Origin of the sequence: Enhygromyxa salina, assembly GCF_002994615.1 — a bacterium.
In the GTDB taxonomy this organism is placed as follows: Bacteria; Myxococcota_A; Polyangia; order Nannocystales; family Nannocystaceae; genus Plesiocystis; species Plesiocystis salina_A.
The window spans coordinates 134,612-145,147 of sequence record NZ_PVNK01000165.1 but is presented as its reverse complement, the minus strand read 5'-3'; the positions used below and the strand labels follow the sequence as shown (position 1 = coordinate 145,147).

Sequence of the window (10,536 nt, the reverse complement as noted above, 5' to 3'; positions counted from 1 at the left end):
GATCACCGCCCTCATCACCGCCCTCATCGCCGCCCTCGCCGTCCCCGCCGTCCTCGCCGGAGCTGAGCCCGCTCGACTCGCCCTCGCCGTCGCTGTCGCCTTCGGCAGCGGTGAGGCCGTCATCGGCCGCGTCGGACGCACCGCACGCTACCAGCGCGGGGAGACACAGGGTCATCAACAAGGGCAAGCGCCAGGACTTGGTCATGACCCGGGTGTGCCACCAAGTGCCACGATCGATCACGACCTGCGCCTCCATCACATGACTTCGGCGGCGCCGAGCTCGAGGAGCTCGGCGAACTCGAGGTCGTTGAGTTCGCCAGCTCCTCCCGCACGAAGACCGCCCTGAGCGCTAGCAGCCCGAGGCCTGCCCCGCGAGTCGCGTGCCAGGGCCTCCGCGTTCCCGGCCTAAGGAGCCGGCTGCTCGTCGTTGACCTCAACCTGAATCTCGTGATGCCCGTCCCCCGTCGGCGTCACCGTCACCTCGATCTCGCCCTCGACCCCCTGCGCCCGGAGATCGTCGATGACCTTGTGCTTGATCGTCTCGGCGTCATCACCCGGCTCGATCCCGTGCAGCCCACCAGCCTCCGGCGCCCCCTCCCCGAGCTCGACCACGCTGATCTCGGCATCCGCGAGCACCCCAAACTCCTGCACGAGCGCCGCCCCGAGCTCGTCCCCCGGCAGCCCACTCCCCCACAGCTCGACCTCGAGCACCGTGGCCTCGTCGTCGTCGTCGGCCTCGACCTTGACCTGCTGGACCTCCTCGCCCTGCGCTTCGACGAACTGCGCGATCGCGTGGACCTGCTCCTTCGACAACTCGGCGGTCGTCACGATCTCGTAGCTCGCCCCATCGAGGACGATCGCCGCGCGCTCGTCGGGGCTGTCGGGGTTGGCGTCGTCCGTCATCGAGCAGGCCGCGAGGCTGAGGGTGAGTCCGAACAGGGCCGTGAGGGTGAAAAGGTGGTGTCGTTGCATGATCGGGGAGCTCTACGAAGCCCGGCCGAGAGTGTGACGCGGGCGTGCCACGAGGGTCCCGCGGACTCCCCGCAGCGACCATTGACGGATTACGCGCACGCGGTCACATGGTCGAGATCGACGGCGGAGTCTGCGGGCGATTGTCAGGCAACCCGACGAGATCCCGAGAGCGGCCGATACGCGGGCGCGAACAATACGCGCAAAGGCGGCCTCGCAAGGGGCTGCTGACACGACCCAGCAGCCATCGGCGATCAGGGACGCAAAAACTGCGATGCAATCAAACTGAAACATGCATCCGTTGCGCGGACCTGCCCCCTTACCTCCCAAGCCATCTTGGGTAAGGAAGCGAGGCGCCGTGAGCGTCATCTACTTCCTGCTGCCCCTCGCGGGCTTGTTCGTCGCCGGGGCGGTGGTCGCCTTTTTCGTGGCCGCGCGCAACGGGCAGTTTGATGACCTCGAGACCCCTCCCCTGCGCGTTTTGTTCGACGACGAGGAGCCACTCTCGTGAGTGACATCGACACCGCCAAGCCCGACCAGGACCAAAACACCGAGACGATCCGCTACGACGACGGGATCGTCCGCAAGTTCGCCTACGCGACGATAATCTGGGGCGTGATCGGCATGCTCGCGGGCCTGTGGCTCGCGCTCGAGCTGTCCGACGCCAGCTTCAACCTCACGCCCTGGCTGGCCTTCGGGCGCCTCCGGCCGCTGCACACCAACGCGGTGATCTTCGCCTTCGTCGGCAACGGGATGTTCGCCGGCATCTACTACTCGACGCAGCGCCTGCTCAAGACCCGCATGGCCAGCGACCTGCTGTCGAAGATCAACTTTTGGGGCTGGCAGGCGATCATCGTCGCGGCCGCGATCACGCTGCCGCTGGGCTACACGACGTCCAAAGAATACGCCGAGCTCGAGTGGCCGATCGACATTGCGATCGCCCTGGTCTGGGTCGTGTTCGGGATCAACTTCTTCCTCACCCTCCGGCGCAGGCGCGAGAAACACCTCTATGTCGCGCTGTGGTTCTACATCGCGTCGATCATCGCAATCGCGGTCTTGCACATCGTCAACTCGATGGCGGTCCCGGTCAGCCCGCTCAAGAGCTACCCGGTCTACGCGGGCATCCAGGACGCGCTGGTCCAGTGGTGGTACGGGCACAACGCGGTCGCCTTCTTCCTGACCACGCCCTACCTGGGCCTGATGTACTACTTCGTACCCAAGGCCGCCCAGCGCCCGGTCTACAGCTACCGCCTGTCGATCGTGCACTTTTGGGCGTTGGTGTTCATCTACATCTGGGCCGGGCCTCACCACCTGCTCAACTCGGCGCTGCCCGACTGGGCCCAGAGCCTGGGCACGGTGTTCTCGATCATGCTGCTCGCGCCGAGCTGGGGCGGGATGATCAACGGGCTCCTGACCCTGCGCGGCGCCTGGGACAAGCTCCGGACCGACCCGGTCCTCAAGTTCTTCGTCGCGTCGATTACCTTCTACGGCATGTCGACCTTCGAGGGCCCGATGCTCTCGCTCAAGGCCGTCAACTCGCTCTCGCACTTCACGAACTGGACGATCGCCCACGTCCACGCGGGCGGGCTCGGCTGGAACGGCTTCCTCACCTTCGGCCTGCTCTACTGGCTGCTGCCGCGGCTGTGGGACACCGAGCTCCACAGCAAGAAGCTCGCGACCGCGCACTTTTGGTTCGGGCTGTTCGGCATCGCCGCCTACGTGCTCGGCATGTACATCAACGGCGTGACCGAGGGGCTGATGTGGAAGGAGTTCGACCCCGACGGCAAGCTCGTCTACGGGACCTGGGACGAGATGCTCGTGGCCCTGCGGCCGACCTACATCGTCCGTGCGGTCGGCGGCAGCCTCTACATCGTCGGCGTGTTTGTGATGGTCTGGAACCTGTTCAAGACCTGGCAGACCCGCGGCGAGGTCGGCGACACGGTCGTCGTGGTCCCGGCGCGGCGCGACCTGACCAAGCCCGCCGGCAAGTCCTGGCACCGCAAGCTCGAGGGCGCGCCGCTGCGCTTCACCCTGCTCACGACCGCGGCCGTCGCCGCGGGCGGCATCTTCGAGCTGATCCCGACCATGGCGATCAAGTCCAACGTCCCGACGATCTCGACCGTGCGCCCCTACACGGCGCTCGAGCTCGAGGGCCGCGACATCTACATCGCCGAGGGCTGCGTCAACTGTCACTCGCAGATGGTCCGGCCCTTCCGCGAGGAGACCCTGCGCTACGGCGAGTACGCCAAGGCCGGCGAGTTCGTCTACGACCACCCCTTCTTGTGGGGCTCGCGGCGGATCGGGCCCGACCTCCTCCGCGTCGGCGGCAAGTACCCGGACCTGTGGCACTACAACCACCTCGTCGATCCGCGCTCGACCTCGCCGCGCTCGCTGATGCCCTCCTACGCGCACCTCGCCGAGGCGCCGCTGGATCTGTCGACGACCAACGCCAAGGTCGGGGTCCACGAGATGTTTGGCGCGCCCTACACCGACGGGGAGATCGGCGCGGCCTCGCTGATGGCGCAGATGCAGGCCGATCAGATCGCCGACGGCCTCGTCGCTTCGGGCGCGCCCGACATCCGTGACAAGCAGATGGTCGCGCTGATCGCCTACCTCCAGCGCCTCGGCATCGACGGCAAGGGCGCGATCGAGCCCGGCGCCCCTCACGTCGACACCCCCGACCAAGGCACGCCCGTGCCGCTCGCGGAGACCACCCCATGAAATCCGACGTCCTGTCCCTGTCCGACTTCGCCTTCCTCGCACAGATCAGCACCGTGCTCTTCGTCGCCGTGTTCCTCGGCGCCATCTACTGGATGTTCCGCCCGGGGTCCAAGCAAGCCTACGCCCAGCGCTCGCGCATGCCCCTCGATGACGTCAACCCCGTCGAGCCCCTCGACCGCTAGCCCTCGGAGCCCTCTCGACCATGGCCAACCCACCCGACGACCTGCTCGACCACGACTACGACGGTATCCGGGAGTTCGACAATCCGCTGCCCAAGTGGTGGCTGTACATGTTCTACGGCGGCATCGTGGCCGCGCTGGTCTACGTGCCCTACTACCACTTCGGGCCCGGGCCGCTCCCGCGCGAGCAGTGGGCCGAAGACATGACCGCGTGGTGGCAGCAGCACCCGCCGCCCGAGCTCGCCGACCACGCCGAGCTCGAGGCCATGGCCGAGGACCCCGCGTTCGTGGCCGCTGGCCAGGCGACCTTCAACGTCCGCTGCATGTCCTGCCACGCGATCGACGGCGGCGGCCTCGTCGGGCCCAACCTGACCGACGAATTCACGATCTACGGGCAGCAGCGCGATCAGATCGTCGCGGTCATCTTCCACGGGACCAAAAACGGGATGCTGGCGTGGAAGGACCAGCTCGGGCTCGAAGAGATCTACCAGGTCGGCGCCTACGTCCACAGCCTGCGCGGGACCACGCCCGCCAAGCCCAAGGCCCCCGACGGCGTCCCGATCGTCGACCCCACCCCCGAGATCGCTGCGACCGCGCAGCCCTAGGAAACCAAAACCATGGCGCTCGCAGACAACGACACGGTCACGACGATCGGCGAAGGCGGCAAGCGAGTCTGGCTCTACCCCAAGTGGCTCCGCGGCCGGATGCTGACCCGGCGCACGGTCGTCCACTGGGTGTTGCTCGTGCTGCTGCTGATCGGCCCGTGGATCGACATCGGCGGGCACCCGGCGACGCGCATCGACATCCCCGGGCGGCGCATGTACTTCTGGGGCGCGACGCTGATGGCGACCGACGGCGCCTACATGCTGTTCGCGGCCGGCATCATCGTGTTCTCGGTGTTCTTCTTCACCGCGCTGTTCGGGCGGGCGTGGTGCGGCTGGAGCTGCCCCCAGACCGTGTTCATCGAGTCGTTGATCCGGCCCTTCGAGCGCCTGATCGAAGGTGACGCCAGCGCCCGCCGCAAGCTCGACGCGGGGCCCTGGACCCGGTCCAAGGTGATCAAGAAGGCGATCAAGTACGCCTTCTACCTGGTCGTCGCGGGCACGATCGGGACGACCTTCACGGCCTACTTTCTCGGCCGCGGCGGCGTGATCGAGGCCCAGCTCGACCCCCTCTCGCACCCCGGCGGGACCGCGGTGTTCGTCGGGATCACGGCGGCGCTGCTGTTCGACTTCGCCTACTTCCGCGAGCAGACCTGCCTGGTCGTGTGCCCCTACGGCCGCTTTCAGTCGGTCCTGCTCGACGCCGACTCCCTCGCGGTCGGCTACGACGAGCGCCGCGGCGAGCCCCGCGGCAAGGCCAACAACCCCGCGGCTGGCGACTGCGTCGACTGCAAGGCCTGCGTGCGCGTGTGCCCGACCGGCATCGACATCCGCAAGGGCAACCAGATGGAGTGCGTCCAGTGCATGGCCTGCATCGACGCCTGCGACGACATCATGGTCAAGCTCCAGCGCGAGCCGGGGCTGATCCGGCTCGACTCGCAGCGGCGCTTTGCCAAGGAAGACGAGCGCGGCTTCGCCAAGCGAGCGCTGCGCCCCCGGGTCATCGCCTACGGGCTCGGGCTCATCGCGGTCTTGTCGATCCTGGTGGTTGCGATCGGCGTGCGCCAGCCGGTTGGGCTCGACCTGCATCGGATGTCGGGGACCCCGCCCTACGCGGCGATGGGCGACCGGCGGATCCAAAACTCGCTGGAGCTGCGGATCCAAAACCGCCGCGGCGAGGCCCGCTCGTTCACCGTCGAGCTCGTCGACGAGGACGGGACCGAGCTGTTGGTCCCGGGCGGCGAGCTGGTCGTCGAGGGCGAGACCACCCGGCAGTTCCCGGTCTTCGTGCTCCGGCCCGCGGCGCTCGGCGGCGGCGACGTGCTCCTGCGCGTGCGCGACGATCAGGGCTTCTCCGACGAGATCGCGATCGAGTTCCTGGCTGGTTCGCGCGAGGCCGGCGGAGGTCAGCAGTGAGCAAGGCCTGGCCGATCGGGGTCGTCGTGGGGCTCGGCGTGGTCGTGGTCGCCAACGCGATCATGATCTCGATCGCGGTCTCGAACCCCTCGGCGCCAGCCGCCGCGGATCACTGGACCGAGTCGCTCGAGTGGGACCAGGAGCTCGACCTGCGCGAGCGCAGCGCGGCCCTGGGTTGGTCGGTCGCGCAGCTCGGGCGCAGCCCCGACGGGGGCTCGCTCGGGGTCGATCTGATTGACGCCGAGGGCCGGGCGCTGACCGGCCTGTCGGGCACGCTGACGCTCGAGCGCTCCGACAGCGCCGCCCACGATCGCGCGCTCGCGCTGCACGAAGCCCCAGGGGGCCGCTACCTGACGGCGGGTGAGATCCCCGCCCGCGGACTCTACGAGGTGACGATCGACGTCCACACCGCCGCGGGCGAGCGCTTCGTGACCCGTCAGCGCGCCGAGCTCCGCACCCTGCCCGCGCTCGCGCGCCCGAGCGCCGGAGGTGAGCCGTGAGCGTGCCGTGGCTGGCGCTGGCGGCGGTCCTCGGCGCCAGCTTGGTCGGCAGCCTGCACTGCGTCGGCATGTGCGGGGGCTTCGTGACCGCGGTCTCGGGTGCGTCGTGTGATCGGCGGGCCGGAGGTCCGCGGGAGCTCGCGCCCTTGCTGGCCTACCAGGGCGCGCGGGGGCTCGCCTACCTCGGGCTCGGCGCGGCCGCCGGGCTGCTCGGCGCGAGCCTCGACGCGAGCGGGGCGTGGCTCGGTGTCCAGCGCGTCGCGGGGCCGCTGATGGGGCTGACCTTGATCGCCATGGCGATCGCAAGCTTGTGGCCGAAGCGGTCAAGCCAAGCGCCGCTGACCACCCTGGGCGCGAGCGCCCGCCGACCCAACCTGGTCGCGCGCCTGCGTCTGCGCCTGAGCGAGGCCGTGCGCACGCGCGGGGCCGTGGCTGGGGCGGCCGCCGGGCTGCTCAGCGCGCTGCTGCCTTGCGGCTGGCTGTGGGCCTACGTCGCGGTCGCGGCCTCGACGGGGAGCGTCGTCCACGGTCTGCTGGTCATGGCCGCGTTCTGGCTCGGCACCGTCCCGGCCCTCCTCGGTGTCGGGTTGCTCGCCGGGGAGCTCGGGCGCCGCCTCGGTCGTCACGCCCCACGGATCACCGCGCTGGCCATGCTCACGCTCGGCGCCCTGAGCCTGGCCGGCAAGCTGACACCCGCGCCCACGCCCGCGCCCGCGTCCACCCACGACCCCCACACCGAGACCCCCGCGGCCCCTTGCCACTGACGTGACGATGGCCCGCGCGACGACCCCCTGTGCTCACTGTGGCCTGCCTGCGCCCGCGGGCGCGGAGTCCGAGCCCGCCTTTTGTTGCCGGGGTTGTCGCACGGTCTGGGACCTGGTCCACGAGGCCGGACTCGACAACTACTACGCCCTGCGCGAGCGCCTCGACGCCCACGCGCCCCCCGGCAGCGGCCAGAGCTCGCAGGCCGCCGAGGCGCCCGCCTACGCTCACCTCGACGACCCCACCGTCCTGGCCCAGGTCCGCGTCGACGACCGCCCGGGCACCGCGTCGCTGCACTGCACCGGGATGCACTGCGCCGCGTGTGTGTGGCTGATCGAGCGCCTGCCCCGGGTCGTCGACGGCCTCGACAGCGCGCGCGTCGACTTTGGCTCGGCCCGGGTCGTGCTCGACTGGGACCCCGATGTCGTGGCGCTGTCGCGGGTCGCCGCCTTGTTTCATCGGGCGGGCTACGAGCTGCACGCGGTCGATGCCCAGGCCGAGCAGACCCGCCGCGACGACCGACGGCGCGAGCTCGTGCGCCTCGCGATCGCCGGAGCCAGCGCGGGCAACGTGATGCTGGTCAGCTTCGCGCTCTACGCGGGCGCGCTGTCGGGCATGGAGGCCCACTGGTCGCGCTTCTTCGAGTTCGCGGCGCTGATCCTCGCGATCCCGGCCGTCGCCTACGGCGGCCTGCCCTTCTACCGCGCGGCCTGGGCCGGCCTCCGCGCTCGCACGCTGCACATCGACCTGCCGATCGCCCTGGGCGTGCTCGGCGGCTTCGTCGCGAGCGTGGTCGCAACCTTCACGAGCGGCGAGGTCTACTTCGACTCGGTCAGCGTGCTGGTCTTCCTCCTGTTGATCGGCCGCCACGTCCAGCGCCGCGGCCAGCAGTGGGCGCTCTCGCAGACCGATCTGATCCAGCTGCTGGTCCCCGCCCGCGCGCGCCGGATCCTCGCCGACGGCCGCCGCGAGGACTGCTCATCCAACGCGCTGGCGGTCGGCGAGCACATCGAAGTTCGCCGCGGCGAGCGGATCCCCGCCGACGCGCAGGTCCTGCGCGGCCGGGCCAGCATCGACGCGAGCAGCCTGACGGGGGAGTCGACGCCGGTCTCGGTTGAGCCTGGCGACGCGGTCCTGGCCGGGACGATCGCCGTCGACGGCGGCTGCGAGCTCGAGGTCCGCGCGGTCGGGGCCGCGACCCGGGTCGGCTCGCTCGCGGCCAGGATCATGCAAGCCGACGCCGTCCGGGCCCCGATCCAGCGCGCCGTCGATCGCATCAGCGGCTACTTTGTCGCCACCGTCCTCAGCCTCGCGGTCCTCGGCGGCCTCGCGTGGTGGCTGGTCGATCCGAGCCGCGTGTTCTCGGTCGTGGTCGCGCTGCTGGTGATCTCCTGCCCCTGCGCGCTCGGCCTCGCGACTCCGGTCGCGCTCGCCCTCGCCCGGGCCCGCGCGGCCAGGCGCGGGATCTTGTTGGCCTCGGCCGGCGCGCTCGAGGCCCTCGCCAAGGTCGAGACCGCCGTGTTCGACAAGACCGGCACGCTGACCGAGGGCGCGCTCGAGGTCCACACCGCGACCGTGATCGCGCCCCTCGACGAGGCCGAGCTCGCCGGGTTGATCCTCGCCGTCGAGCGCGGCAGCGGCCACCCCGTCGCGCAGGCCCTGCGACGCTGGGCCCGCGCGCGCGTCGACGCCCGGCCCGAGCGCGCCGCCAGCTCGATCGAGGTCCTCGTCGGCAAGGGCCGAGCGGCCGTGTTCGACGCCGCAGACGGTCGCCCACGCGCTCAGGTTCGGATCGGCAACCTCGCCTGGCTCGACCACCGCGAGCTGTTCGGCGACGACCTGACCCAGGCCCTGAGCACGGGCAAGACCCCGGTCCTCGTCGAGCTCGACGACCGGCCCGTCGCGATGTTGGCCCTCGCCGACACCGTCCGGCCCGACGCCGCCGTCGCGCTCGATCGCCTCCGCGCCCTCGGCCTCCAGCTCGCGATCCGCAGCGGCGATCACCCCGCGGCCGTCGGCGCCGTCGCCCGTGAGCTCGGCATCGAGGACTTCGCGGGGGCCATGACCCCCGAAGCCAAGGCCCGGACCCTGGCCCGGCTCCCCGCCGCCGCGATGATCGGTGACGGCGTCAACGATGCCCCGGCGATGCGGGCCGCGAGCGTCGGCGTGGCCGTCCGCGGCGGGGCCGAGGTCGCCCTGCGGACCGCCGACGTCCACCTCGCCGAGCCCGGCCTCGCCGAGGTCGCCGAGCTGTTCGAGGGCGCGAGGCGGACGATGGCGATCATCCGCCGCAACCTCGGGTTCTCGCTCGGCTACAACCTGGTGTTTGCGAGCTTGGCCCTCGCCGGGCTCGTCGGCCCGCTCGCGGCCGCGCTGCTGATGCCGGCCTCGTCGCTGACGGTCGTGCTGTCCTCGGCGCTCAGCCGAAGCTTCGACGATCGCCGCGCGGGGGCGAAGCGCACACGCTCTGAGCCCCGCGAGCTGTTCGGCTCGGGGAGCATCGCCGGATGCGATTCGCTCGCCCGCCCCGGCGCGTCCTCGGCCAACTGATCGCGCTCTCGCTCGCGCGGCTCCCCGCTCGCGCTGTGAACCTGCCCGCCCCCCCGCGCGGCGCCGCCGCGTGTCTCCTCAGGCCTGCGCGTGCATGATCGGGTCGAGGAAGCCCAGGGCTTGATCGCAAAAGGCCTCGACCCGCTCGAGCGCCCCGGCGTGGCCGGCCTCGGCCAGCAGCTCGAGCCGCGCCCCGGGGATCGCCGCCGCCAGCGTCCGCGCCATGCTCGGCGGGGTCAGCACGTCGTCCTCGCCCACATTCACCAGGGTCGCGGCGCGGATCCGGCCGAGCTGCGCGTCGTCGAGGTGATGCAGCAGCGCGCCCGCGATCAGCCGCTGCGCCGCGCCGAGATCGAGGCTCATCGCCCGCTCGCGAAACAGCGCCAACGATGCCCAATTTTCGGCCAGGAACTGCGGGCCAAACACCCACGGCGTCGCCACGTCAAAGCGCAGCCCGCCGCCGCCAGCGTGCATCGCCTGGATCCACGAGCGCAGCTTGAGCTCCAGCGCCCGGTCGACTCGGGCGTAGGCCCCGCTGACCACCAGCGCGCGCACCCGCTCCGGCTGCGCGGCCGCGAAGGACAGCGCCGTCGCGGCGCCGTTGCTCAGCCCGACCAGCGCGACCGGATCGCGCAGCTCGAGCAGGTCGAGCAACCCCGCGAGGTCCCGGGCGTGGTCCGCGACGGTGTACTCGCTGACCGCGGGCTTGTCGGACAGACCCTGGCCCCGACAGTCCCACATCAAGCAGCGATAGTGAGCAAAGTGGGGCAGGTGAGCCGCCCAGCTGCCGAGCTCCGTCAGCAGCCCGTTGACGAACACCACCACCGGCGCGTGCGG

10 protein-coding genes and 1 pseudogene are annotated in these 10,536 nt (G+C 70.8%); 8 read left to right on the top strand and 3 right to left on the bottom strand.

The features are described 5' to 3' along the window. A pseudogene (locus ENSA5_RS18555) lies at window positions 1-241 on the bottom strand (hypothetical protein); the annotation flags it as partial. Window positions 242-405: 164 nt separating this feature from the next. After that, on the bottom strand, window positions 406-972 hold the full coding sequence (locus tag ENSA5_RS18550; RefSeq protein ID WP_106393011.1) for a hypothetical protein: 567 nt from the start codon (window positions 970-972) through the stop codon (window positions 406-408). Between the two features lie 355 nt (window positions 973-1,327). Here ENSA5_RS18550 and ccoS point away from each other — a divergent pair, with 355 nt between their 5' ends. Genes ccoS through ENSA5_RS18510 form a run of 8 tightly spaced genes read left to right on the top strand, consistent with a single transcriptional unit; the run spans window position 1,328 to window position 9,699 of the window. Then, entirely contained in the window at window positions 1,328-1,480 is a 153-nt protein-coding gene (gene ccoS, locus ENSA5_RS18545; protein ID WP_106393010.1) for a cbb3-type cytochrome oxidase assembly protein CcoS, read from the top strand. Then, the gene (gene ccoN, locus ENSA5_RS18540) at window positions 1,477-3,690 is read left to right on the top strand and encodes a cytochrome-c oxidase, cbb3-type subunit I (RefSeq protein WP_258182908.1); all 2,214 of its coding nucleotides are present in this window, start codon (window positions 1,477-1,479) and stop codon (window positions 3,688-3,690) included. Before ccoS ends, ccoN begins: the two co-directional genes overlap by 4 nt. Then, window positions 3,687-3,872 carry a cbb3-type cytochrome c oxidase subunit 3 gene (locus ENSA5_RS18535; RefSeq protein ID WP_106393009.1) on the top strand — a complete coding sequence of 62 codons (186 nt, stop codon included), beginning with the start codon at window positions 3,687-3,689 and terminating at the stop codon, window positions 3,870-3,872. Before ccoN ends, ENSA5_RS18535 begins: the two co-directional genes overlap by 4 nt. Window positions 3,873-3,892: 20 nt before the next feature. After that, the gene (locus ENSA5_RS18530) at window positions 3,893-4,474 is read left to right on the top strand and encodes a cbb3-type cytochrome c oxidase N-terminal domain-containing protein (protein ID WP_106393008.1); all 582 of its coding nucleotides are present in this window, start codon (window positions 3,893-3,895) and stop codon (window positions 4,472-4,474) included. A gap of 12 nt (window positions 4,475-4,486) precedes the next feature. After that, window positions 4,487-5,887 carry a cytochrome c oxidase accessory protein CcoG gene (ccoG, locus tag ENSA5_RS18525; protein ID WP_106393007.1) on the top strand — a complete coding sequence of 467 codons (1,401 nt, stop codon included), beginning with the start codon at window positions 4,487-4,489 and terminating at the stop codon, window positions 5,885-5,887. Then, a complete protein-coding gene (locus ENSA5_RS18520) occupies window positions 5,884-6,387 on the top strand; it encodes a FixH family protein (protein ID WP_106393006.1) in 504 nt (167 codons plus the stop codon). The genes ccoG and ENSA5_RS18520 overlap by 4 nt, the downstream gene beginning before the upstream one ends. Next, window positions 6,384-7,151: a sulfite exporter TauE/SafE family protein gene (locus ENSA5_RS18515; RefSeq protein ID WP_146155849.1), complete on the top strand. Its 768-nt coding sequence runs from the start codon at window positions 6,384-6,386 to the stop codon at window positions 7,149-7,151. Before ENSA5_RS18520 ends, ENSA5_RS18515 begins: the two co-directional genes overlap by 4 nt. 7 nt (window positions 7,152-7,158) lie before the next feature. Continuing rightward, window positions 7,159-9,699, top strand: coding sequence for a heavy metal translocating P-type ATPase (locus ENSA5_RS18510; protein ID WP_146155848.1), 2,541 nt, complete (start codon window positions 7,159-7,161; stop codon window positions 9,697-9,699). 78 nt (window positions 9,700-9,777) lie between these two features. Here the strand turns inward: ENSA5_RS18510 and ENSA5_RS18505 are convergent, their stop codons facing one another. Then, complete coding sequence (locus ENSA5_RS18505; protein WP_181197898.1) at window positions 9,778-10,524, bottom strand: alpha/beta fold hydrolase; 747 nt, start codon at window positions 10,522-10,524, stop codon at window positions 9,778-9,780. Between the last annotated feature and the right edge of the window lie 12 nt (window positions 10,525-10,536).

Coding starts and splice junctions, on each gene's coding strand:
- ENSA5_RS18550 (WP_106393011.1), bottom strand. CDS start 972: ATGCAACGACACCACCTTTTCACCCTCACGGCCCTGTTCGGACTCACC.
- ENSA5_RS18535 (WP_106393009.1), top strand. CDS start 3,687: ATGAAATCCGACGTCCTGTCCCTGTCCGACTTCGCCTTCCTCGCACAG.
- ENSA5_RS18530 (WP_106393008.1), top strand. CDS start 3,893: ATGGCCAACCCACCCGACGACCTGCTCGACCACGACTACGACGGTATC.
- ccoG (WP_106393007.1), top strand. CDS start 4,487: ATGGCGCTCGCAGACAACGACACGGTCACGACGATCGGCGAAGGCGGC.
- ENSA5_RS18510 (WP_146155848.1), top strand. CDS start 7,159: ATGGCCCGCGCGACGACCCCCTGTGCTCACTGTGGCCTGCCTGCGCCC.